General features: G+C 69.1%; 19 protein-coding genes and 2 pseudogenes. 7 read left to right on the top strand and 14 right to left on the bottom strand.

The genetic code is table 11. From position 1 onward, the window contains the following. Positions 1–56: 56 nt before the first annotated feature. Positions 57–1,406, bottom strand: a complete 1,350-nt coding sequence (locus AB0I94_RS22930) for an amidohydrolase family protein (protein WP_363311466.1) — start codon at positions 1,404–1,406, stop codon at positions 57–59. 621 nt (positions 1,407–2,027) lie between these two features. Between AB0I94_RS22930 and AB0I94_RS22925 the strand changes: the two genes are divergently transcribed. Further along, positions 2,028–2,696, top strand: coding sequence for an HNH endonuclease family protein (locus AB0I94_RS22925; RefSeq protein ID WP_363311465.1), 669 nt, complete (start codon positions 2,028–2,030; stop codon positions 2,694–2,696). Positions 2,697–2,813: 117 nt separating this feature from the next. Here AB0I94_RS22925 and xdhC read toward each other — a convergent pair whose 3' ends face one another. The 3 genes from xdhC to AB0I94_RS22910 are packed head-to-tail and all read right to left on the bottom strand — an operon-like array spanning position 2,814 to position 7,556. Continuing rightward, the gene (gene xdhC, locus AB0I94_RS22920; protein ID WP_363311464.1) at positions 2,814–3,623 is read right to left on the bottom strand and encodes a xanthine dehydrogenase accessory protein XdhC; all 810 of its coding nucleotides are present in this window, start codon (positions 3,621–3,623) and stop codon (positions 2,814–2,816) included. A gap of 1 nt (position 3,624) precedes the next feature. After that, positions 3,625–6,060: a xanthine dehydrogenase molybdopterin binding subunit gene (gene xdhB / locus AB0I94_RS22915; protein ID WP_363311463.1), complete on the bottom strand. Its 2,436-nt coding sequence runs from the start codon at positions 6,058–6,060 to the stop codon at positions 3,625–3,627. Further along, the gene (locus AB0I94_RS22910) at positions 6,057–7,556 is read right to left on the bottom strand and encodes an FAD binding domain-containing protein (RefSeq protein ID WP_363311462.1); all 1,500 of its coding nucleotides are present in this window, start codon (positions 7,554–7,556) and stop codon (positions 6,057–6,059) included. The genes xdhB and AB0I94_RS22910 overlap by 4 nt, the downstream gene beginning before the upstream one ends. A 470-nt stretch (positions 7,557–8,026) precedes the next feature. Between AB0I94_RS22910 and AB0I94_RS22905 the strand changes: the two are divergent. Then, positions 8,027–8,432, top strand: a pseudogene (locus tag AB0I94_RS22905) (aspartate 4-decarboxylase); the annotation flags it as partial. 86 nt (positions 8,433–8,518) lie between these two features. Here the strand turns inward: AB0I94_RS22905 and nhaA are convergent. After that, positions 8,519–9,817, bottom strand: a complete 1,299-nt coding sequence (gene nhaA / locus AB0I94_RS22900; RefSeq protein WP_363311461.1) for a Na+/H+ antiporter NhaA — start codon at positions 9,815–9,817, stop codon at positions 8,519–8,521. A 260-nt stretch (positions 9,818–10,077) separates the two neighbouring features. Beyond that, positions 10,078–11,619 (bottom strand): alanine/glycine:cation symporter family protein, encoded by a 1,542-nt coding sequence (locus AB0I94_RS22895; RefSeq protein WP_363311460.1) that lies wholly within the window; start codon positions 11,617–11,619, stop codon positions 10,078–10,080. 605 nt (positions 11,620–12,224) lie between these two features. On the opposite strand from AB0I94_RS22895, the pseudogene AB0I94_RS22890 reads away from it, so the two are divergent. After that, a pseudogene (locus AB0I94_RS22890) lies at positions 12,225–12,495 on the top strand (hypothetical protein). A 61-nt stretch (positions 12,496–12,556) separates the two neighbouring features. Here the strand turns inward: AB0I94_RS22890 and AB0I94_RS22885 are convergent. From AB0I94_RS22885 to AB0I94_RS22875, 3 genes are read right to left on the bottom strand one after another with little or no spacing between them, the layout of a single operon-like run. Further along, positions 12,557–12,865, bottom strand: coding sequence for an SCO5918 family protein (locus AB0I94_RS22885; protein WP_363311459.1), 309 nt, complete (start codon positions 12,863–12,865; stop codon positions 12,557–12,559). Positions 12,866–12,914: 49 nt separating this feature from the next. Further along, positions 12,915–13,316: a CBS domain-containing protein gene (locus AB0I94_RS22880; RefSeq protein ID WP_363311458.1), complete on the bottom strand. Its 402-nt coding sequence runs from the start codon at positions 13,314–13,316 to the stop codon at positions 12,915–12,917. 46 nt (positions 13,317–13,362) lie between these two features. Continuing rightward, positions 13,363–14,856 carry a DEAD/DEAH box helicase gene (locus AB0I94_RS22875; RefSeq protein WP_363311457.1) on the bottom strand — a complete coding sequence of 498 codons (1,494 nt, stop codon included), beginning with the start codon at positions 14,854–14,856 and terminating at the stop codon, positions 13,363–13,365. A gap of 46 nt (positions 14,857–14,902) precedes the next feature. Between AB0I94_RS22875 and AB0I94_RS22870 the strand changes: the two genes are divergently transcribed. Continuing rightward, on the top strand, positions 14,903–15,040 hold the full coding sequence (locus tag AB0I94_RS22870) for a hypothetical protein (protein WP_363311456.1): 138 nt from the start codon (positions 14,903–14,905) through the stop codon (positions 15,038–15,040). Positions 15,041–15,194: 154 nt separating this feature from the next. Here AB0I94_RS22870 and AB0I94_RS22865 read toward each other — a convergent pair whose 3' ends face one another. Then, entirely contained in the window at positions 15,195–15,398 is a 204-nt protein-coding gene (locus AB0I94_RS22865; RefSeq protein ID WP_023586116.1) for a cold-shock protein, read from the bottom strand. Positions 15,399–15,763: 365 nt separating this feature from the next. Here AB0I94_RS22865 and AB0I94_RS22860 point away from each other — a divergent pair, with 365 nt between their 5' ends. Both AB0I94_RS22860 and AB0I94_RS22855 read left to right on the top strand, forming a co-directional pair. Further along, positions 15,764–16,123, top strand: coding sequence for an ANTAR domain-containing protein (locus tag AB0I94_RS22860; protein WP_363311455.1), 360 nt, complete (start codon positions 15,764–15,766; stop codon positions 16,121–16,123). Between the two features lie 271 nt (positions 16,124–16,394). Then, a complete protein-coding gene (locus AB0I94_RS22855; protein ID WP_363311454.1) occupies positions 16,395–16,853 on the top strand; it encodes a hypothetical protein in 459 nt (152 codons plus the stop codon). 83 nt (positions 16,854–16,936) lie between these two features. Here the strand turns inward: AB0I94_RS22855 and AB0I94_RS22850 are convergent, their stop codons facing one another. Beyond that, positions 16,937–17,269: an AMP-binding protein gene (locus tag AB0I94_RS22850; RefSeq protein ID WP_363311453.1), complete on the bottom strand. Its 333-nt coding sequence runs from the start codon at positions 17,267–17,269 to the stop codon at positions 16,937–16,939. Positions 17,270–17,784: 515 nt separating this feature from the next. Between AB0I94_RS22850 and AB0I94_RS22845 the strand changes: the two genes are divergently transcribed. Further along, positions 17,785–18,525, top strand: coding sequence for a glucose 1-dehydrogenase (locus tag AB0I94_RS22845; protein ID WP_363311452.1), 741 nt, complete (start codon positions 17,785–17,787; stop codon positions 18,523–18,525). A gap of 288 nt (positions 18,526–18,813) precedes the next feature. Here AB0I94_RS22845 and AB0I94_RS22840 read toward each other — a convergent pair whose 3' ends face one another. From AB0I94_RS22840 to AB0I94_RS22830, 3 genes are all read right to left on the bottom strand, one after another. Further along, the gene (locus tag AB0I94_RS22840; RefSeq protein ID WP_363311451.1) at positions 18,814–20,358 is read right to left on the bottom strand and encodes an MFS transporter; all 1,545 of its coding nucleotides are present in this window, start codon (positions 20,356–20,358) and stop codon (positions 18,814–18,816) included. Continuing rightward, positions 20,355–20,576: an MbtH family protein gene (locus AB0I94_RS22835; protein ID WP_363311612.1), complete on the bottom strand. Its 222-nt coding sequence runs from the start codon at positions 20,574–20,576 to the stop codon at positions 20,355–20,357. Before AB0I94_RS22835 ends, AB0I94_RS22840 begins: the two co-directional genes overlap by 4 nt. A 66-nt stretch (positions 20,577–20,642) precedes the next feature. Further along, on the bottom strand, positions 20,643–22,172 hold a 1,530-nt coding region (locus tag AB0I94_RS22830; protein WP_363311450.1), incomplete at its 5' end, for an alpha/beta fold hydrolase.

Raw genomic sequence — 22,172 nt, 5'->3', positions numbered from 1 at the left:
CCCGGAGCGAAGGCCCAGGGGTGGGCGGCCTCCGGGCGCCGGGCCCCTGGCGGCGACTACCGTGGCTCCACGCGCTGCAGCCCTGCCCGGCGCACCACTTCAGGGCCGATCTTCGCAGCCCGTGCCACCAGCGCACGGCCGTCCCAGTCCGGTGGCCAGCCCTCCCACAGCCGCAGCTTGCCGTCGACCACGACGGCGGTGATCTGGTCGCGGTTGGCCAGGCGCACGAGTTCCCACTCCAAGTCCCAGGAGGGGGTGAGCTCGGGGACGTCGATGTCCACGACGAGGAAGTCGGCGGCCTTTCCCACCGCGATCTCGCCGGTCACCTTGCCCAGTCCGAGCGCGTCGGCGCTGAGCGATGTCGCGTGCTCCAGCCACATCCGCCCCGCGCCGCACGAGGAATCCCCCGCCGCTATGCCGTACGCCAGCCGTTGAGCCGTCTCCGCGGCGTCGACAAGGCGGAATCCGTCACCGCGCGTCCCGTCCGTGCCCGTACCGAAGCGCACCCCCATCGCGGCCAGCATGGTCGCGTGTGCGACGGCGTTCCCCTTCCAGGCGCTGGCCACGGGGTTGTAGCTGATGGCCGCGCCGGAGTCGGCCAGCATGCGCATCTCGCCGGGCGTGAGCAGAGTGGCATGCGATCCCAGCGTCTGCGGTCCCAGCGCCCCAAGATGCCGCAGGTACTCGACGGGCCGGCGGCCGACGCTCTTCAACGACCTCTCCACGGAGGCCAGATGCTCATTGACGTGGATCTGGAAGACCGCGTCGGCCTCGCGGCACAGGTCCGCCGTCCGCTTGATGATTTTCGCTGACGCGTCCTCGGGCACGGGGATGGCCAGCGAAGGATGGATCAGCGGGTGGCCGTCCCACCGGCCGAGATGTTCCGGCCCGCCCTTCCCGTCGGAAACGACCTTGGACAGCACGCATCGGATACCGGCCTCCTGCGTTGCCTTCGCCACTTCGGCCACATCGACCGGCGCCCGCGTCCCGGCATCGGCAACCGTCGTGAAGCCGCCACGCAGCGCCTCGAGGGAAGCCAGCTTCGCCGACACGTAGGCGCTCTCCTTGTCCAGCGCGTGTTCCAGCGGCTCCCATATGGTCTTGAAGATCTCCGAAGGCTGCCCGAACGACTGGGCCTTGCCGAAGCTCTGCGTCAAGTGATGATGCGCGTCGACGAAGCCCGGCATGATCAGGTGCCCGTCAAGGCGCACCGGTCGCAGGCCGGGGTGTGCGGCCATGAGCTCGCCGGCCGGTCCGACCGCCCGGAACTTCCTGCCCTCGACGAGCACGGCCTGCCCACGCTTCGGTCCCCCGGGCAGCAGCAACAGCTCCGGTACGAGCAGCTTCCTGGCCCCCTTGAACTGCTCCGCCCGCACCGCACCGGGTGAGTCGGCCCCGCTCTGCACGCCGGCCCGCCCTGCGCTGTTCGCGCCCGTGGCCGCGGTGGCGCTCCCGGCGGCCGAAGCGTTGACGAGCCCAGCGGCGCCCGCAAGACCCGTCCCGACCAGAAAGGTGCGTCTGCCGGGGCGCTCCGCCCCTCCTGCCCGATCCGGCCCTTGCCCTTCGCTCCGCCCCTGCTCCGCCGACCGCTCGTTTTGCCGCTCGCTCGCCAACTCACTCGCCCGCTTTCGTGCTTCGCATGCCCGCGCCGTTGTCACTCCGCGCACGCCGGTTCCGCGCGCGGGTGACAACGCTGCGCCGTGCGTACGGCGAAGCCCGGTGTCAGCCGTACGCCAGGTCGGTCGTGCGGGGTGGCCCGACCCTAGGACCAGCGCCGGGCGTGGAACAAGACTTCCGGCATGCGACATTCACATACGGAGAAGGCAGGTGGCACAACTGCCGCCCACGGGCACCGAACACCTGGTCAAGCGGTGCGTCCGGGCTGATCGAAGTGGCGTAACCTCACGGAAACATGGCGTCGGCCGGGTCTGCTGAGACGTTTCTGCGGTGAATCTCGTGACCCACCTGGCCGGATCCCCCGCCGCGCGTCACGTGCCGGGACCCGTCGACCACTTACGCCTGTGGGCATGACCAAGAACTTCGCGCGCGGCCTGGCCGCGCTCTCCCTGTCCCTCGCCCCGCTCCTCGCCCCCGCGCCCGGCCACGCACAGAGCACCGAGGTCACCACACTGGCCGACGCCCTGCACCGGCTGCCGGTCGCGGACGAGCGGCACGAGGGCTACAGCCGCGGCCACTTCAAGCACTGGAACGCCGGGCTCGACAAGCGCGACGGTTGCGACACCCGCGCCGAAGTGCTCATCGCCGAGGCCGAAGAGGCCCCCACCGTCGGCAAGGGCTGCACGCTGAGCGACGGCGAGTGGGTCTCGTACTACGACAACCAGGAAGTCGACGACCCGGACAAGCTCGCCGTCGCTCACCTGGTGCCGCTCGCGGAAGCCTGGTCGTCGGGCGCCTCCGGCTGGAGCGCGGAGCGCCGTGAGGACTACGCCAACGACCAGCGCGCACCCGCGAGCCTGGTGGCCGTCACCGAGCGCACCAACCGCTCCAAGGCAGCCCAGGACCCCGCCGGTTGGATGCCGCCGCTGCCCGGCGCGCACTGCCGCTACCTCTCCGAGTGGGTGTCGACCAAACTGCGCTGGGACCTGGCCGCGAACCCGGCCGAGCTCGATGCCATCGCGGTGTTCGCCAACGGCGAGTGCAAGAACACCTCGGTCATCTACAAGGCCGTCCCGTAGGTCGCTTACACGGCCGTCCCGTAGGTCGCTGCGGCGGGCGTACGTCGGGAGCCCCGCCACTGGTCATACGCACGCGTACCAGCGGCGGGGCACCCTTGCCCGGGGGCTGAGCGAGCGTCAACTCCCCTCGGTCTCGAACGTACGCAGCAACTCGGCGGCGACGCTCACGGCGATCGTCGCGGGTTCCTTGCCGGTGATGTCCGCCAGGCCGATCGGGGTCTTGATCCGGGCGATGGTGGCCTCGTCGTGTCCTCCCTCGGTGGCGAGGCGGTGACGGAACCGCACCCACTTGGCCGCCGACCCGATGAGACCGATGGAGCCGAGACGGGCCGTGCGCAAGGCGGCGTCGCACAGAGCGGCGTCCTCGGCGTGATCATGAGTCATGATCAGGACGTGCGTGCCGCGCGGCAACTCTGAGAGCACCTCCTCGGGCAGCAGCGGTGTGTGATGTACGTGCACCTGCCCCACCGCGTCCGCCAGTACGTCGAGCCGGTCCTCGGCGAGGATGTCGGAGCGGGTGTCGATCAGATGGAGGTCGAGGTCCTGACGTGCCAGGATGCGCGCCAGTTCCAGTCCGACGTGCCCGACGCCGAAAATCGCCACCGACCGTACGACGGGCAGCGGTTCGAGCAACACCGTGACCGTGCCGCCGCAGCACTGCACACCGTGCTGGTTGGTCACCTTGTCGTTCAGGGCGAAATCCATCAGCTCCGGCTTCCGCTCGGACGCGGCGATCATCTCCCGGGCCCGGTCGACCGCGACGGCCTCGACATTGCCGCCGCCGATCGAGCCCCACGCCCCGGTCTCCCCCACGACGAGTTTCGCGCCGGCGTCGCGCGGGGCATGGCCGCGCACGGCCGCGACGGTCACCAGGACGCCGGGCTCCCGGCGCGCTCGCAACCGCGCGACCGCGGCGACCCACGCCATGTCAGGCACCGCTCAATGTCTTCGCGTCGCTTCGGTCCCTGCCGTCGCCATCCGTGTCCGTGCGGCCGTTGACGGCGAAGACGTCGCGGGCGGAGCCGCCGCGGGCGACATCACCTCGGCGAGCCGCCTGGATCGCCCAGTAGACCGCCTCCGGCGTCGCGGGTGAGGCCAACTCGACGCTGACCCCGCTCGGCCCGAACGCGGCGGCGGCCTGCCGCAGGGCCTCACGGACCGAGAACGCCAACATCAGCGGAGGCTCACCCACCGCCTTGGAGCCGTATACCGCGCCCTCTTCGGTGGCGTTCTCCAGCAGCGTGACGTGGAACTCCTCGGGCATCTCCGAAAAGCTCGGCAGCTTGTAGGTGCTCGCGGCCTGGGTGAGCAGCCGCCCGCGGTTCGGCCCGTCACTGGTGTCCCAGCGCATGTCCTCCAGCGTCAGCCAGCCCGCGCCCTGCACGAAACCACCCTCGACCTGACCGATGTCGATCATCGGAGAGAGGCTGTCGCCGACATCGTGCACGATGTCCACCCGTCGGACACGGTAAGCGCCGGTGAAGCCGTCGACCTCCACCTCGGCCGCGGCGGCGCCGTGGGAGAAGTACTTGAACGGCGAGCCCTTGAACGCCTTCGCGTCCCAGTGCAGGCCCTCGGTCCGGTAGTAACCGGCCGCCGACAGCTGAACGCGCTGGAAGTACGCGGTGCGCACCAGGTCGTTCCAGGCCACCTCCTTGTCGCTACCGAGGCAGCGCGCGACGCCCTCGACGATGCGTACGTCCGAGGCGTTCGCGCCCAACTGGGTCGCGGCGACCTGGAGCAGCCGTTCGCGCAACTGCTCGCAGGCGTTCTTCACCGCCCCGCCGTTGAGGTCCGTCCCCGCACTGGCGGCGGTGGCCGAGGTGTTGGGCACCTTGTCGGTTCGCGTCGGGGCGAGGCGCACCTTGTGCAGCGGGATGCCCAGCGTGGTCGCGGCCACCTGCAGCATCTTGGTGTGCAGGCCCTGGCCCATCTCGGTGCCGCCGTGGTTGATCAGGACCGAGCCGTCCTTGTAGATCAGCACCAGCGCGCCGCCCTGGTTGAAGGCGGTGAGGTTGAACGAGATGCCGAACTTGACTCCGGTGACCGCGAGAGCCCGCTTGGTGTGCGGGTGCGCGGCGTTGAAGGCGGCGATCTCACGCTTGCGATCGGCGACGTCGCCGTTCTCCTGGACCTTGTGCCAGACGGCGGAGATCCGTTCGTACTGGGTGACTTGCTGGCCGTACGGCGTCGTCTGACCCCGCTGGTAGAAGTTGCGCTCGCGCAACTCCATCGGGTCCAGGCCGAGCGACGGCGCGCACCGGCCGATGATGTCCTCGATGACCAGCATGCCCTGCGGTCCGCCGAAGCCGCGGAACGCGGTGTTGGAGACCTTGTTGGTCTTGGCGATGCGACCGGCGATGCGCGCGTTGGGGATCCAGTACGTGTTGTCGATGTGGCACAGCGCACGGGCGAGGACGGGCTCGGAGAGGTCCAGGCTCCAGCCGCCGTCGGCGGTCAGGGTGGCGTCCAGGGCCCGGATGCGGCCGTCGTCGTCGAAGCCGATCTTCCAGGTGGCGTTGAACCCGTGCCGCTTGCCGGACATGGTCAGGTCCTGGGTCCGGTTGAGCCGCAGCCGGACCGGCCGGCCGGTCAGCCTGGCGCCGAGCGCGGCGATGGCCGCGAACCCGTGCGGCTGCATCTCCTTGCCGCCGAAGCCGCCGCCCATCCGCAGACACTGCACGGTCACCTCGTGGCTGTGCAGGCCGAGGACGTGCGCGACGATCTCCTGGGTCTCCGAAGGATGCTGGGTGCTGCTCTGGATGAACACCTGCTCGTTCTCGTCGACGAGGGCGAGCGCCGCGTGGGTCTCCAGATAGAAGTGCTCCTGGTCGGAGAACTGGAACTCGCCGGTGAACACGTGCGCGGAGTCGGCGAAGCCGGAGTCGACGTCGCCGGTCAGCATCAGGGGCCGGGCCCCGTGGAAGCTCTCGGCGGCGATCGCGTCCTGCAGCGTGACCACGGACGGCAGTTCGTCCAGGTCCACCTCGACGGCCGCCGCGCCGAGCCGGGCCGCTTCCAGGGTCTCGCCGAGCACCCAGGCGACCGCGTGGCCGTAGTACATGACCTCGTCGGGGAAGAGCGGTTCGTCGTGCTTCATGCCGGCGTCGTTGACGCCGGGCACGTCGGCCCCGGTCAGCACGCGGACCACGCCGGGCACGGCGAGCGCGGGCTCGGTGCGCAGTGCGGTGATCCTGCCGTGGGCCTTCATGACCTGGACCGGGTGGGCGTGCAGGACGTCCTTGGTGCGCTGGACCAGGTCGTCGGTGTAGAGCGCGGTGCCGGTGACGTGCTGGGTGGCGCTCTCGTGCGGCATGGAGACGCCGACGACGGGCTTCTCGGGGCGCTCGGACAGATGGCTCATGACGACACACCCTCGGTGGTTTGTGCGTACAGCTTCAGCAGGCTCTGGCCGAGCATCGCGGAGCGGTAACGGGCGCTGGCGCGATGGTCGTTCATCGGCGTGCCTTCCGCCTCAAGCATCCGGGCCGCGGCCTCGACAGTCTCCGCCGTCCACGGCTCGCCCTCAAGGGCCGCCTCGACGGCGAGGGAGCGTATAGGGGTGGCGGCCACGCCGCCCAGGCCGATGCGCGCCTTGCGTACGATTTCGTCCTCGATGTCGAGCGCGAAAGCGACCGCCACGCTGGAGATGTCGTCGAAGCGCCGCTTGGCGATCTTGTGGAAGGCCACCACCGGCGACAGCGGCAGCGGGACGCGCACCGCGCGGATCAACTCGCCGGAACGGCGCACGCTCTGGCGGTAGCCGGTGAAGTAGTCGGACAGGGGGACCTCGCGCTCACCGTCGGCGTCGGCGAGCACCACCGACGCGTCGAGGGCGAGCAGTACCGGCGGGCTGTCGCCGATGGGAGAGCCGGTCCCCAGGTTGCCGCCGAGGGTCGCGCTGTTGCGGATGAGCCGGGACGCGAACTGCGGAAACAGCTCCGCCAGCAACGGGACGCGGCCGTCGAGGCGGCGTTCGATCTCGGTGAGCGTCAGCGCCGCCCCGATCTCGACGTAGCCGGATTCCACACGCAGCTCCCGCAGTTCGGGCAGCCGGTCGACGGCGACCACGCAATCCGCGCGGCGGGAACGGATGTTCACCTCGACGCCCCAGTCGGTGGACCCGGCGACCACCACCGCGTCGGGCCGCTCGCGCAGCAACCGCAGCACGCCCGCCAGGGTGCTCGGCCGCAGGAACACCCGGCCGTCCCGCGCGTACTCGGTGGCGACCGGCGCGGGCGGGGACTGCTCGCGGCGCTGAGCGAGGGGGTCGTCGTCGGTGGGCAGACCGACGGCGAACGCGGCATCGCGAATCGGACGATAGCCGGTGCAGCGGCACAGGTTGCCGCTCAACGCGTGCAGGTCGAACCCGTTCGGACCGTGCTCGGGGTCAGCGCTTCCGGCCGGGTCCGCGGTGTCGGGCGTGTCCACGGTGTCGGGCGCATTTCCGTGCGCGCAGCGGTTGGGCCGGTAGTACTCGGAAGCCATGCTGCAGATGAACCCCGGCGTGCAGTAACCGCATTGGGAACCGCCGCGAACCGCCATCTCCTTCTGCACCGGGTGCAGGGTGGCCGGTGTGCCGGGCTCGCCGACGGTGGCGAGGCCTTCGGAGGTGATGACCTCCTGGCCGTCGAGCGCCGCGGCCGGGAGCAGGCAGGCGTTGACCGCCACCCAGTCGGTGGGCTTGCTCACCCCGGGACGCGCCACCAGGACCGAACAGGCACCGCATTCACCCTCGGCGCAGCCTTCCTTGGTGCCGGTGAGGCCACGTTCGCGCAGCAGATCCAGCGCTGTGGTGTGGGGTGCGGCAGGTGAGATCGGTGTTTCTTTCCCATTGACCGTGATCCGCGCCTCTGTCATGACAGGCCTTCGTTTCGGTGCACGGTCGGTCGCTTCATCATGTTCGCCAATTCAGGCAGCTTTCTGTGTTCATGCGCGCCACGTGTGAACGAGCAGCGCAGGACAGCACGCAGCAGTGACGTGCCGGAAGACGGTGACGGAAAGCCCGCGACGTGCCACGGACGGACGGGCGCGAAGGCGCCACGGACGGGCGGGCACAGGCACGAACGTGCCGGGGGCCGACGGGCGAGAAAGTGCCACGAACGGGCACATCAGAACGGCGTGTTCAGGCGCCGTGCGCGATCCGACCCGGAACCCAGGCCGTGCGCTGGGCGAGGCGACCAAGATCAGAGTTGGTGTTCATCCGCTGGTCGCCCCCTTTCGGTAGTGACAGGTCGACGGCCACCGCAAACTAATGGCTGGGGTCCCCGAGGTCAAGAGGCCGAGTCCGACGAAGAGGGACGCTCCCTGCCCTCGGCCACGCGTCACGAGCAGTCTTCGCCATGCTCGATGAGGGCCAGGCGTACAAGCTGCGGATCCGCGCGATCGTGCAGCAGCGCCTCGAACTCCTCCTGGAGGGCTCACATGCGGATCGCCGACGATCCGCAGCGGGCCGGGTACTACATCGAGCTGGATCTCCTGGCACAGGCACAGCTGGAGCACGGCGAGCAGTTCGCGGCGTACCTGCGAAAGAACTACGAGCCGGTCGACGCGCTCTTCCGGCTGGCCCGGCAGACCGGCGTGGTACTCCTGAACGGCGGCGGTTTCGAGGGCCCCGAGTGGTCGGTACGCGTCTCACTGGCCAACCTCGACGACCTGGACTACCTGAAGATCGGCCACCATCTGCGGGCCATCTTCAACGAGTACGCGGAGGAATGGCGGGCGTCGGCGGCGTAGGGAACCGGCCGCCGGCGCCCGCCATTCCCTGCGCTGTCCCGTGCCGTCGAACCGCGGGTGGGGGACGTACACGCAGGGGCTTCCTGTCAGCGCTCGGTGGTATCGGCCCGCTGGTAGATGTCGGGGATGCCGTCGTGGTCGTCGTCGCGGGTCTCCTCGTCATACAGGCGCCGGTAGACGCCGTTGCGCCGCTTGATGAGGAGAGCCGCCAGGCCGACGGCGATGAGGGAGCCGATCAGAACCGCGGCTTTGATCTGCTCGGCGGTGGCCGGGGCGGGGAAGGCGAGTTCGCCGATGAGAAGGGCGACGGTGAAGCCGATCCCGGCCAGCACCGCGAGTGCGAAGACGTCCGCCCAGGCGAGATCCGGGTTCAGCTTGGCCCGGGTGAAGCGGGCGGCGAGGTAGGTGCCCGCGAAGATGCCGAGGGTCTTGCCGATGACGAGGCCCAGAACCACGCCCAGCGGCTCCGGCCGGGTGAACACTTCTCCCAGTGCCGCGCCCGTGACGCCGACACCGGCGGCGAACAGCGCGAACAGGGGGACCGCGACGCCCGCGGAGACGGGGTGGAGCAGGTGGGAGGTCCGTTCGGCGGGGGACGCGCTCTCGCCCTTGTCGCGGGTGGTGCGCAGGATCAGGCCGATGGCGACGCCGGCCACGGTGGCGTGGACACCGCCGTTGTACATCAGCGCCCACGTGACGACACCGAGGGGGACGTACCACCACCAGCCGCGGACACGGAAGCGCTGGAGGAGGTAGATGACGGCCAGTCCGGCGAAGGCTCCACCGAGGGCGGCGAAGTTCAGGTCGCTGGTGAAGAAGATCGCGATGATCAGGATCGCGCCGAGGTCGTCGACGACGGCGAGGGTGAGCAGGAAGGCCCGGAGCGAGGCGGGCAGGTGGGTGCTGAGGACGGCGAGGACGGCCAGCGCGAAGGCGATGTCGGTGGCCATCGGCACGGCCCAGCCCTCCAGGCTTCCTCCGCCTGCCGTGACGGTGGCCGCGTAGACGGCGGCGGGCACGATCATGCCGCAGAGGGCGGCGATGACCGGCAGTGCGGCGGTGGCAGGGGTGCGGAGCTCGCCGACGACCAGTTCACGTTTGAGCTCGATGCCGGCGACCAGGAAGAAGACGGCCAGCAGTCCGTCGGCGGTCCAATGCTCCACGGACAGGTCCAGGCCGAGGGCGGGTATGCCGAAGTGGAAGTCGCGTATCTGCTCGTACACCCCGCTCCACGGGGTGTTCGCCCACACCAGCGCCACGACGGCGGCCGCGAGGAGCACCAGTCCGCCGACCGTCTCCGTCCTCAGCGCCTGCACTACCGCGTTGCGCTCCGGCAGCGGCAGGAGACCGAGGAAGGGGGAACGCTCACGCGGGGCGGCAGCCATCGGGGAAATCCTCCAGGGCATCGACATGAGGGCATGAGAGCCCTAGGACGCCGACCAGACTTCCCGGCACACCACGCGCCGAGCATGGTCACCCGAGGTGGACCGTTGACGCGTTCTTTACACCTTAACCGGCACACACGCCCCCCGCCAGGCCGCATTTCAGCTGCTCAGAGGCGTTGTGCAGGCATGGCGAACGGGCCCGTCCACACCAAGGCGTCAGGTGTGTACGGGCCCGCTCAGGAGCCGGGCCGCGGGGGCGGTCAGACGGTGGTCTTCACCGACTCCTGGCCTTCGTCGTCCTCGGTGACCTCTCCGGCGTCGCGGGCACGGACGTACTCCAGGAAGGAGCTCAGCTCGCGCTTGACGACCGGGACGAGGAGGTACAGGCCGATGATGTTGATGACGGCGAGCATGAAGAGCACCGCATCGGCCATGCCGATCAGGGTTTCCAGCGTCAGCAGGGAACCCGAGACCGCGAACAGCGTGTAGAGGACCTTGAAGGTCAGCTCGCTGCCCCTGCTGCGGCCGAAGAGGTACGTCCAGGCCTTGAGGCCGTAGTAGCCCCAGGTCAGCACGGTGGAGAAGGCGAACAGCAGCACCGCGACGGTGAGGATGTACGGGAACCAGGGCATCACGGTGGCGAAGGCGTCGGAGGTGATGGTGACGCCGCCGATGGACCCGCCGTTGCTCTGGCGGGCCTCACGCCAGCTGGCCGGGTTGGCGATGACGATCGTCAGCGCGGTCATCGTGCAGATGATGACGGTGTCGATGAACGGCTCGAGCAGGGCGACCAGGCCCTCGCTGGCGGGGTGCTTGGTCTTGACCGCGGAGTGTGCGATCGGGGCGGAGCCGAGGCCGGCCTCGTTGGAGAACGCGGCCCGCTGGAAGCCGACGATCAGCGCGCCGAGGATACCGCCGGCGACACCCTGAGGGTTGAACGCACCCTCGATGATCTCGCCGATCGCGGCCGGGAGGACTGTGACGTGGGTCAGGATGACGATCAGGCAGGCCACGATGTAGATGCCGGCCATGGCGGGCACGAGCCTGCTGGTCACGCTGGCGATCGAGCGGATGCCGCCGAGGAGCACGATGCCGACGAGCGCGGCGACAAGGATGCCGAAGAACAGGGCACCGGCGGAGGAGCCCATCAGACCGCTCTCGCCGCCCGTGACGGAGACGAGCTGGGCGTAGGACTGGTTGACCTGGAAGAGGTTGCCGCCGAAGAGGCCGAAGAACAGGATCATGAAGGAGGCGAGGACCGCCAGGATCTTGCCGAGCGTCTTGCCGTTCTTGCCGAAGCGCTCGGTCAGGCCCTTGGGCAGGTAGTGCATCGGGCCGCCGGAGACGGTGCCGTCGGCGTGCACCTCGCGGTACTTCACGCCGAGGGTGACTTCGACGAACTTGGTGGCCATGCCCAGCAGGCCGCACAGGATCATCCAGAAGGTGGCGCCTGCGCCACCGATGGAGACGGCGACGGCCACGCCGGCGATGTTGCCGAGACCGACGGTGCCTGAGACGGCGGCGGTCAGCGCCTGGAAGTGGTTGACCTCTCCGGCCGACCCCTTCTCGTCGTACTTGCCACGCACCACGGCGACGGCGAGCTTGAACTTCCTGACCTGCACAAGACCGAACCAGGTGGTGAAGACCAGACCGGCCACGACGAGCCAGGCGACGATGAGAGGGATCTTCGTACCGGCGACGGGGACGGCGTAGAAGACGACTTCCCCGAGCCAGGTGGCTATGGGCTCGAAGAATCCGCTGACGGCCTCGTCGACGGAGGTGGTGATGGAGTCCAGTGACACGGTGACTACCTCGATGGCGCAGGGCCGGCGCTGGGGACTGCGCCGGAAAGATGTGCGGTCTTTGAGTGAACGCCGTTGTCCGATCGGCGACCCTGAGTTCACGTACCGCGGACTCGGAACGTGATGACTCTGGTCGTGCTGCCGGTGCGTGCCGGCGACTCCGGGAGGCAACAAGAGCTGATGCCACCTGCGGAGTTGCGTAGTTCTACCACAACCTTTACTAGTTCTTTAGTGATGCACGTCACATAACCATGAGTAGTGTTCAAAGTCGCAGCGAACGAAACCACACCGTTATTCAGCCAGGCATATCCGTTCACCGGACACCTATCCCCCGCGATGCCCCACGCCCCTTGCCATGCCGCGGCGCGCTCGCCCGGCCGGGGAGGGCCTCGGGGCGCTGCCTCTTCCACCGGAGTCGCGGCTATGGCCACCGCCGCCTGGCAGACAACCCGCGAAGCCACCCTGTCGCCGCCCGTCTGCGCTGTTACCCCTGTGGCAGGGAGAATCCCCAGCTCCGCCGGAGTCACTCCGGGGGAGGGCGGGAGGCTCCAGAGTGGTACGACCGCGTCGTCGCCGCCCTGGCGGAATCCGGGCAGAGCAACCAGATGTCCCTGACCGTGGTCACCGGGGGTGCCGTCATCACCGGCCGGGTGTCGGAGGTGCTGACGGATTCGGACCGCTTGGCAGAGTTCTCCGCCGTCCTCGATACCCCGGCGAAGTAGGGTGGGCCCCCTACGCATCTGCACTTCCATGTCGCCCGGATCCTGCAGGGGACCGTGGGGATTCCCGAGACCCGAGACGGGCGGGATGTACCGCGTGCCGATCGAAAACATCAACGCCCGGACGGTGGGCGACTTCAGCTATTCCGACCACTGAGCAGCCACTCGGCAAGAACTCGCTGGACAACAGTGTGGGCCCGGTCGGACGGATACGTCGGTCAGACGGATACGGGAGTGCCGAGCATCGCGGAAGATTGCTGTACCGAGTTGGGGATGTGTACGGGTGCGGCCGTGGGGAGGGTGCGGCAGGTGAAGCCGAGCCGCGCCATGGCCCGAAGGACTTCGGCGGCGCTGAAGTCACGCCGGTCCTGTCGGGTGATCACCTGGCCGACTTGCTTGACGGGGTAGTGGCGGCGGCCGATGATCACCGATTCACCACTGCCCCGTTCGGGCTTGATGCCCTTCATCGTTTCCAGTACGCCGCTCTTGGTGAGGTCGAAGGGGAAACGGGCGATGACACAACGCATGTGGCCTCACAGAGAGAAGGAGTGAACGGTCCGACCTGGGTGAGGCGGCTCAGCGGGAGAGGGCAAGGACGCCCAGGGCGCTTCCTTGGCCCTCGGCCACCGGCAGTGCCCCGAGCGGGCGGGAGCACATCACGTGCTCGGCGTCGGAGGCAGTGGTCACGGGTGAGGTGGTCGCCCCGTGATCGCCGATGATGTCGCGCAGGCGGACGCGGTCCGTGTAAGCGGAGTGCTCGCGTACGGCGGTGAGTTCGGCCTGGGTGACCAGGCCCATGCGCTGGCCGTCCTGGTCGCAGACGACCAGTCGGCCTGTGCGGGCAGCGGTCATGACGGACAGCGCCAACTCGACACTCATGTCGTCACAGACCTGCGGTCCGGCCGCGTCCCTGGCCGCCATCGTGTTGTGCGCGGGGTCGGCGTTCGTGGGGCGGGGCTGCATCTGAACCAGCGTCAAAAGGTGCCTCCTGCAGAGATGGGTCAGCTTCCTGATCACGAAGGTTCTAGGCCGCCGCATCGATGACGGGCCGGCGTACAGGTGCGCGTCGGGTCGCCGAAGCGGGGCGGCGGCGGCCCCGGGAGGAGGCGCCGCGCTTGGGGCGTTCGGCCACCGGCGCGGTAATGACGACCGGGATGCCGGACGGGGCCTGGGCGCCGGTGATCCGGCTCAGCGCCTCCTCGCCCGAGCGGACTTGCGTGGTCTGCGGCCGGATACCGGCATCCGACATGAGGCGAACCATGGAGCGACGCTGGCCCGGCGTCACCAGGGTGACGACACTGCCGGACTCACCGGCGCGGGCGGTACGGCCGCCGCGGTGGAGGTAGTCCTTGTGGTCGGTGGGCGGGTCGACGTTCACGACGAGGTCGAGGTTGTCGACGTGGATGCCGCGCGCCGCGACATTGGTCGCCACCAGCACGCTGACGTGCCCCGTCTTGAACTGCGCCAGTGTGCGGGTGCGCTGCGGCTGCGACTTGCCGCCGTGCAGCGCGGCGGCCCGTACCCCGCTGTCGAGCAAGTCCTGGGTCAGGCGGTCCACGGCGTGCTTGGTGTCCAGGAACATGATCACGCGGCCGTCGCGGGCGGCGATCTCTGTGGTGGCGGCGTGCTTGTCGGCGCCGTGGACGTGCAGGACGTGGTGCTCCATCGTCGTGACCGCACCGGCCGACGGGTCGACCGAGTGCACGACGGGGTCGGTCAGATAGCGGCGCACCAGCAGGTCGACGTTACGGTCCAAGGTGGCGGAGAACAGCATCCGCTGCCCCTCGGGGCGCACCTGGTCGAGGAGCGCGGTGACCTGCGGCATGAAGCCCATGTCCGCCATCTGGTCGGCCTCGTCAAGGACGGTGATGCCGACCTGGTTCAGCCGGCAGTCGCCGCGGTCGATGAGGTCCTTGAGGCGACCGGGCGTGGCGACGACGACCTCGGCCCCACCTCGCAGCGCGCCGGCCTGCTTGCCGATCGACATCCCGCCCACCACCGTGGCCATCCGCAGCTTGACGGAGCGGGCGTACGGGGTGAGCGCGTCGGTCACCTGCTGCGCCAGCTCACGCGTCGGTACGAGGATCAGCCCCAGCGGCTGGCGGGGCTCAGCACGCCGCCCAGCGGTGCGGGCCAGCAGGGCGAGGCCGAAGGCGAGGGTCTTGCCGGAGCCGGTGCGTCCACGGCCCAGGACGTCACGGCCCGCCAGGGAGTTCGGCAGCGTCGCGCCCTGGATCGGGAACGGTGCGCTCACGCCCTGCCTGCCGAGTTCGGCCAGCAACTGCTCGGGCATGTCGAGATCGGCGAAGTCCTCAACGGCGGGCAGCGCGGGGGTGGTTGAGGTGGGGAGCGCGAACTCGCCCTGCACTGCGGCGGGCCGACGGCCGTAACCGTTGGAACGGGCCGGGCCGCCGGAACGGCGCGGTGCCTGCGAGCCGAAGCGGCTGCCACCTCGCCCCGCGTCGGCAGTGCCGTTACCGGTGCGGGCAGAGCGGTCGCTCGTGCGTGTGTGGTTCATGCGGAACCTTCCTCGATGTGGCACATATCAAGGAATTCCCGCAGCAATGAGCGACATGGAGAATTACGAGCATGGGCCGTTGAAAAAACAAAGCACCTCTGGCTGGCAGAAATCCATGCGGGCACGGGTGCTGAAATGCGTGACGCCGTGGGGGCGTAATAGCCGGGCGTCGGCTGCGGAGTAGCTCTTCAGAATGCGTCTGCACCGCCGAGGGAGAACCCGCGTGGGGTGAGACGGCGGGTTCCTCCGCGTCGTCCCGCGGGCGAAAACACCGCGGGAAATGCGTGTAGCTGGGGCCCGCACCCCGAGGGATGCGGGCCCCAGCTACACAGTCAGCGTCAGGCCGGAACGATGTTCTCGGCCGTCGGGCCCTTCTGACCCTGCGCGATGTCGAAGGTCACCTTCTGGCCTTCGAGCAGCTCGCGGAAGCCCTGGGCGGCAATGTTCGAGTAGTGGGCGAACACGTCAGCGCCGCCACCGTCCTGCTCGATGAAGCCGAAGCCCTTTTCCGCGTTGAACCACTTCACGGTACCAGCAGCCATGTCATATCTCCTTTGGGGCAGTACACCGGAATCCACACTGTGCGGACACCGTGTCGCCGCGATGATTACCCCGCCCGGAAAATGACCGGAAATACAAAGTGCTCCCACCGGCAGAAGCCGGGTGGGGGCACTTGAAGCTTTGGGAACCACAACTGCAACTGAGATAGACACTAGCACGCTGCAACGGCCTGTGCGCGTTACCTAATGCGACTCCACTCGGCGCGACATAAACCCTCACCGCGTGTTCCATAAAACTCTGACCTCTCGGGCACAGATATTGATTCACCCGGAGGGCAATGTTTCCTGTCGTCACTCAGCGGCTACCTTGCCCCCGGCTCCGTGAAAATGACCGAGCAAGGTGTGTCATGCAGAGCACATTGAGGACGTACGAGGAGCGCTGGTCTCGAAAAGAGTCGCTCGTCTGGCATGAGAGCAGCCCTGCCGGCGAGGTCGAGACCCTTCGCTCGGAGAACGTGGAACTGCGCCGACGGCTGCGCAGGCGTGCGGTCACCATGCGGGCTCAGGGCGTGGTCATGGCGCTCGTGCCCTGTTCAAGCGAACGCGCCAAGGGCTTCCTCGCTGACCTGGCCGATCACTGCGGCCTCACGGTGCGCGACGTCGCCCGGGCCCTCGTCGGCACGTTCGAGGGCCGTCCCCTCACGGCGAAGATGCAGCGCGAACTCGGCAGCGCGGTGGTGCGCCTCAAGGCCGGCGCTCCGGCCTGAGCGGGTCAGCCGCTCCTCCTTCTCCGGCCGCGCGCTCCTGTTCCCTCGGCCGAAGACGCACGAGACGGATCAGACACCACGCCCCTGCGCCGCACGAACACACGCCGCCGCGCAGAGGCCGCACCCGCCGTTGGAGCGGGGACTTGAACCACGGGAGGTTCGCACTGAGGACCACGTCCGTAAGGCGAAGATCGACCGGGCGTTCCGCGTCTCGGACGGCCAACCGGTGGAGTTCGAGGGCAAGACGGTGCACCTTGCCTTCGGTGTTTCCATGAAGTGGGCGACGTCCAGGCTGGCGGTCGCCTTCACCTCTTCCGTAAGCAAACCGCCCCAGGGCGTGTGCCTGGAACTGTCGGAAGGCGATCTGCTCGTCAACGGCTCACGGTCGTCGGGCGTCTGCCTGTGGGCCGACTCGGCGCCGCCGGTGGTGTATTTGGAGCCGCTGATCAAGCCCACCGTCACGTCGACGCCGCAGATCTGGAACTGCTGGCGAGGTGGGGACAGGGAGCCCCAGATGTGGAGGGGCAACGCCGGTCTGCTCGTCGACCTCAACCCCGGCGCCTCCTACCGCTTCAGCTGCAGCGACGGCACGGGACATGCTGACTTCACCGATCTCATCTTCGGCCTGGAGATCCAGGAGAAGACCAGCGACTCGTGGCTGGAGCCGCTACCGCCCCGAACCTTCACGCTGAGTACGGACTCCGTCCACCCCCGCAGCGCCAACACGTGACGACCGCCGGCGCCCGGCACCCCATTTCGCAATGCCGCCGTAGTACCTACGCATGACCCGCTGAACGGAGCGCCCCCCGACCGTCACCGACGGCCGATGCTCTTGCTGACTCTCGCGCGGCCCGCAACCGCAGCAGCCACGCGGCGGCCCCTTCGCCGATCGGCTATGGCGCCTGTGGTGAGGGCGCCCCAGGCCTCCCAAGTGGCGGTGTCGGAGGCGGGGTTGGCGACGCTGCCGACCCGGTCGTCGGCGTGCAGTTCGCCATGGACGGGCACGGTCACCAGGTCGCGGACGGCACGGTGCGGGACGAGCACACCCTTGTGGACGCCCGTGGAGGCCGAGGTGTAGCCGATGCAGCAGGGGGACTCCTCGTCCACCCGCACATCGGGGGCCGGGGTGACGGCCCGGCCCTGCACTCCCGCCCGCTCGACGCCGACCCCCGCTTCCTTGAGCCCGGTCGGCCGGGGCGTGTCCGTCGATCGGGAGGTAGGCGGCGCCGGCCCGTGCGATGCCCAGCAAGGCGACGGTGAGCTCGGCGCCACGGTCCAGGTCGATGGCGACCGGGGGCAGCCCGGCGCGACGCCATGCGCGGTCAGCTGACCAGCTACGGCGCCCGCCCGGCACCAGAGCTCCTGATAGCTGAGCTCGACTCCGGTGAGGGCCTCACGGATCGCGACGGCGTCGGGGGTTGTCGTGCAGCCCCGCCTCGACGATGCGGTGCCCCCCCCCCCGCACCTGGCTCCATCGAAACTTCCGGCGACGACCCCAAAACCCTCCTCGTGCTCAGTACCGATTCCCCGGACGGCCCCGGGCGGCCCCGGGCGGATGAACACCGAGCACCATCATTCCATTAAGCGGAAAACCGTTTCCGCAAGACGGACAATGGACTATGATCCGCTTCAACAATTTGTCAATGCTTCAGGAGGTAGAAATGAGCGAGGAACGCGTCGCCCTGATCACTGGATCATCATCCGGAATTGGCGCTGCAGTGGCCCGCCGCCTTGCCGCTGAGAACATCAAGGTGGTCGTCAACTCCGCGCGCAGCGAAGCCGCGGGCAAGGCATTGGCAGCGGAACTCCCGGACGCCATATATGTCCAGGGCGATGTGTCAAAGGCGGACGACTGCCGCCGCCTCGTGGAGAGCGCCGTGAACGCCTACGGACGGCTCGACATCCTCGTCAACAACGCCGGCGCCACCCGCTTCATCCCCCTGAACGACCTGGAGGCCGCCGACGCCGACGTCTGGCGCTCCATCTTCGCGGTCAACGTCATCGGCGCCTGGCAGATGACCACGGCCGCGGTCCCCAACCTTCGGGCCAGCGGGGCGGGAGCGATCATCAACGTCTCCTCGGTCTCCGCGACCCGGGCGCTCGGCAGCTCCATCCCCTACGCGGTCAGCAAGGCCTCGCTCAACCACATGACGCGCCTGCTGTCGACCCAGCTCGGCCCGGCGATCCGGGTGAACGCCGTCGCACCGGGGCTCATCGAGACCCCCTGGTACGACGAGGCCGAAGAGGTCTGGGACAGCTCCCGCGAGTGGATCACCGCGAACACTCCGCTGCGCCGGGTGGGTACGCCCGTGGACGTGGCGGAGGCGACGCTCTACCTGGCGAACGCCGCGTACACGACCGGGGACGTACTGACGGTGGACGGCGGCCGGCACGTCGTCTGAGCCGTCCGGGCAGCACAAGGGTCCGCCCCTTGTGGTCGCGCCGAGCGTGACCGGAGGGGGCGGATCTCCGCGCTTTCAGACAGTCGGAACCAGGTATGCGTATTCAGCAGAACCGAGCAAGGATTCGCCGGGCTTTCGTTTTTCCGGTAACGCGTTCACAGAATTCCCAGGGACCACCCAGGGGCCACCCAAGGACCACATCCTGCACCCACCGTTCCCTGGACTTCCGGGATACGGACAATGCGCCACGGATGTGGAGCCTGAGGAGAATTCTCGGCCCGCATCGGCTCAGCGCAACCCCACCGAGGATTCCTGCTCCGTGCCCGCCCCGGATTCGGCGGCGGATTCGGCCGCGGGCTCAGGCTCGGGCTCGGCAACCTTTTCGTTCGCGGTGCCCGGCGCGCTCTCCCGGATCGCCAGAGTGAGCAGCGCACCCGCCGACATGATCGCCACGGGCAGGAACATCGTGAACTTGATGGCGGTGGTGGCATCCCCGGTCGCCAGCTGCGCCTGCAGCACGGCGCCCACGGCCGCGCTGCCGAGCAGACTGCCGCTCAGCCGGGTCGTGTTGAACACCCCGGACGCCGAACCGGCCATGTCGGGATCGATGTTCCGGAAGGCCACGACACTCGCCGGCGCAAAGCCGACGCCCATGCCGATGCCGACGCAGATCAGGCCGGGCAGCAGCACGGTCCAGCCGGAGCCGTCCTGGATGAGCGCCCCCATCAGCGCGATGCCGCCCGCGAAGAAGCCGAGGCCGGTGATCAGCACGTACTTGCCGCCGAACCGGTCGGTGAGCGTGCCCGAGTACGGCGCGATGAACACCGACACCAGCGGCGCCACCGCGACAAGGAGACCCGCCTGGAAGGCGGAGAACTCCTGCACGTCCTGCAAGTACAGCGGCGTGAGCAGCATGACGCCGCCGAGCCCGCACGGCAGCACGCAGACGACAACCGCCATGAGCGAGAAGTTGCGGTCCCGCAGCACCGCGAACGGAATCAGCGGATCCCGGCCCTGCCGCTCCCGCTCTACCAGGAAAAACGCACCGAGGGCGAGGATCCCCGCACCGGCGAGCACCGGCACGGTCACCGGACCCCACAGGCTGCCCCAGTTGTGCGCCTCGCCTTCGAGGAGCGCGTACACGATGGCCAGCATCGCGACGGCGAGGACGCTCGCGCCGAGCACATCGAGACGCTGTTTCTTGCCGGTGTCCAGCTTGGGCACGGCGAGCAGAACGAGGACCGCGCCGATGATCCCGACCGGCACATTGATGTAGAAGATCCAGCGCCAGCCGAGCGAAGCGGCGAGCAGGCCGCCGAAGGTCGGCCCGGCCGCCGCGACGATGCCCGCGAACCCGCCCCACACGCCCATCGCCTTCCCCCGCCGCTCAGCAGGGAAGATCCGCGTGATGATCACGATGGTCTGCGGAGTGAGCAGGGCGGCGCCCACACCCTGTGCGAGGCGTGCGGCGATCGCCTGCCCCGCGTCCTGGGCCATCCCACAGCCGACGGAGGAGACCGTGAACACGGCAAGGCCGGCCAGGAAGACCCGGCGCGGCCCGAACATGTCGGCGAGTCGACCGCCGATCACCAACAGGGCGGCGTACGAGAGCAGATAGGCGTTGACCACCCACAGGACCTGGTCGAGACCCGCGTCGAGGCCAGTGCCGATCTCGGCGAGGGCCACATTGACCGCGGTGGTGTCGAGCAGCACCACGGCGCTGGCGAAGCAGATGGCGAACATCGCCCACCAGGGTGTACGCATCCTCACGACGAGCCGCTCCCGCAGTCCGGGCAGCGCCGTGTTCTGTTGTCCGACCCGCTCCCCGGTCATGCGGCCTCACCCTCCACGGCACGCACCAGGCTGCGCGGGCGCATGTCCTGCCAGGTGACCTCGATGTGGTCGACGGCGTGCTGGCGGGCCTCGGGGCCGAACTCGACGGTCCAGCCCGCCGGTACGTCGATGGTGGCGGGCCACAGGGAGCGCTGGCCCTCGTCGTTGACGAGTACCAGGTAGCTCGTGTCGGTGTTCTCGAACGGGTTTGTCTGCACTGCTGCTTCCCTCGGTTCGTTCGTGGGGGTGATCGATGAAGTGGTCGTCACGGCCGGATCCGACCGTCAGGGGCGGTTCAGCGCCCTGCCGAGCGGCCCCGCGATCTCCGCGAGCGGGTCCGGCTGGGTCATGGCCCCGTGCGCACAGGCCACCGGGTGGTCGTCGATCCGGCCGGTGACATGGGCCCGCCAGGACTGGGCTGTCGGGTCGGCCGGTGTCTTGTCGGCCGTGGCGGTGAAGAAGAGCAGATCGCCGTCGTACAGCCGGTGTTGGGCCTCCCTGGCGAGCCGCACATGGCCGGCGAAGGCCTGGGCGAGCGCGGTCAGCCTGCTCGCGTCGAGCGCTGACAGCGGGCTTCCCTCGGCGTCGAGCAGTTCGGTCAGTTCGGCGGGGGCCAGGGTCCGGCCTTCGGCGTCCCGGGTGCGGAAACCGAGCGAGTCGAGCATGCCGGCGAGGTCGCCCTGCTCCGGCCCTGCTGTCGGGGCGCCGCGGCGGCCTTGCTCGCCACCGCCGGGGTAGCTGTCCATGAGCGCCAGTACGGCGACCTGCTCGCCCTGTTCCTGCAGCTGTACGGCGATCTCCTGGGCGACACCGCCGCCGAAGGACCAGCCCAGCAGGCGGTAGGGGCCGTTGGGCTGGACCTTGCGGATCTGCGCCAGGTAGTCGGCAGCCAGCTCACCGAGGGTTCCCGCCCGGTGCTCGGGCTCGGTGATCCCGCGCGCCTGGAGTCCGTAGAGCGGGATGTCGGCGTCGAGGTGCCGCAGCAGCCCGGAGTACACCCAGCTGATACCGGCTGCCGGATGCATACAGAACAGGGGCGGCCTGCTCCCCTGTGCCCGGATGGGCAGCAGTACGTCGAAGTCGTCCTCGGCTCTGCCGTGCGCGAGTTGGACGGTGAGGGTGGCGACGGTGGGGGCTTCGAAGAGGGTACGGATGCCGAGTTCGGCGCCGAGGGTCGCTCGGATGCGGGAGACGAGGCGGGTGGCGAGGAGCGAGTGCCCGCCGAGCTCGAAGAAGCTGTCGTCGATGCCGACCCGGGGCAGGCCCAGGACTTCGGCGAAGAGCCCGCACAGCACTTCTTCCTGAGGTGTACGCGGCGCTCGGCCGGTGCTTGCCCGGCTGAGGTCCGGCTCGGGCAGGGCCTTGCGGTCCAGCTTGCCGGAGGGTGTCAGCGGCAGCGCGTCGAGCACCATCACGGCGGCGGGGACCATATAGTCCGGCAGCCCGTCCGCCAGGGATGCCCTGACCTCGGCAGGCTCCAGAACTGCACCCGTCGTCGCAGCAACCACATAGCCGATCAGCTGCTTGATGCCGCCCGCGTCCTCACGGACCACCACCAGCGATTGCCCCACCCCGTCGAACCGCGCCAACGCGGCCTCGATCTCCCCCAGTTCGATCCGGAAGCCCCGGATCTTCACCTGGTGATCGACCCGACCCAGGAACTCCAGGTTCCCGTCCGCCCGCCAGCGAGCCAGATCCCCCGTGCGGTACATCCGCGAGCCCGCCGGACCATGCGGATCGGCAACGAAACGCTCAGCTGTCAGCGCGGGACGACGCAGGTAACCGCGGGCCAAGCCCGCGCCCGCGACATACAA

The sequence above is a fragment of the Streptomyces sp. NPDC050147 genome, assembly GCF_040660195.1.
Lineage (GTDB): Bacteria > Actinomycetota > Actinomycetes > Streptomycetales > Streptomycetaceae > Streptomyces.
Note: the sequence above shows the minus strand (reverse complement) of the source record. Positions and strands in the feature narration are given on the sequence as shown.

Excerpts from the sequence above, each read along its gene's own strand:
- xdhB (WP_363311463.1), bottom strand. The coding sequence starts at position 6,060 with ATGAGCCATCTGTCCGAGCGCCCCGAGAAGCCCGTCGTCGGCGTCTCC.
- AB0I94_RS22845 (WP_363311452.1), top strand. The coding sequence starts at position 17,785 with ATGAGCGAGGAACGCGTCGCCCTGATCACTGGATCATCATCCGGAATT.
- AB0I94_RS22885 (WP_363311459.1), bottom strand. The coding sequence starts at position 12,865 with ATGCGTTGTGTCATCGCCCGTTTCCCCTTCGACCTCACCAAGAGCGGC.
- AB0I94_RS22855 (WP_363311454.1), top strand. The coding sequence starts at position 16,395 with ATGAAGTGGGCGACGTCCAGGCTGGCGGTCGCCTTCACCTCTTCCGTA.
- AB0I94_RS22870 (WP_363311456.1), top strand. The coding sequence starts at position 14,903 with ATGAGCGACATGGAGAATTACGAGCATGGGCCGTTGAAAAAACAAAGC.
- AB0I94_RS22925 (WP_363311465.1), top strand. The coding sequence starts at position 2,028 with ATGACCAAGAACTTCGCGCGCGGCCTGGCCGCGCTCTCCCTGTCCCTC.
- xdhC (WP_363311464.1), bottom strand. The coding sequence starts at position 3,623 with ATGGCGTGGGTCGCCGCGGTCGCGCGGTTGCGAGCGCGCCGGGAGCCC.
- AB0I94_RS22840 (WP_363311451.1), bottom strand. The coding sequence starts at position 20,358 with ATGACCGGGGAGCGGGTCGGACAACAGAACACGGCGCTGCCCGGACTG.
- AB0I94_RS22910 (WP_363311462.1), bottom strand. The coding sequence starts at position 7,556 with ATGACAGAGGCGCGGATCACGGTCAATGGGAAAGAAACACCGATCTCA.
- nhaA (WP_363311461.1), bottom strand. The coding sequence starts at position 9,817 with ATGGCTGCCGCCCCGCGTGAGCGTTCCCCCTTCCTCGGTCTCCTGCCG.
- AB0I94_RS22865 (WP_023586116.1), bottom strand. The coding sequence starts at position 15,398 with ATGGCTGCTGGTACCGTGAAGTGGTTCAACGCGGAAAAGGGCTTCGGC.
- AB0I94_RS22860 (WP_363311455.1), top strand. The coding sequence starts at position 15,764 with ATGCAGAGCACATTGAGGACGTACGAGGAGCGCTGGTCTCGAAAAGAG.
- AB0I94_RS22875 (WP_363311457.1), bottom strand. The coding sequence starts at position 14,856 with ATGAACCACACACGCACGAGCGACCGCTCTGCCCGCACCGGTAACGGC.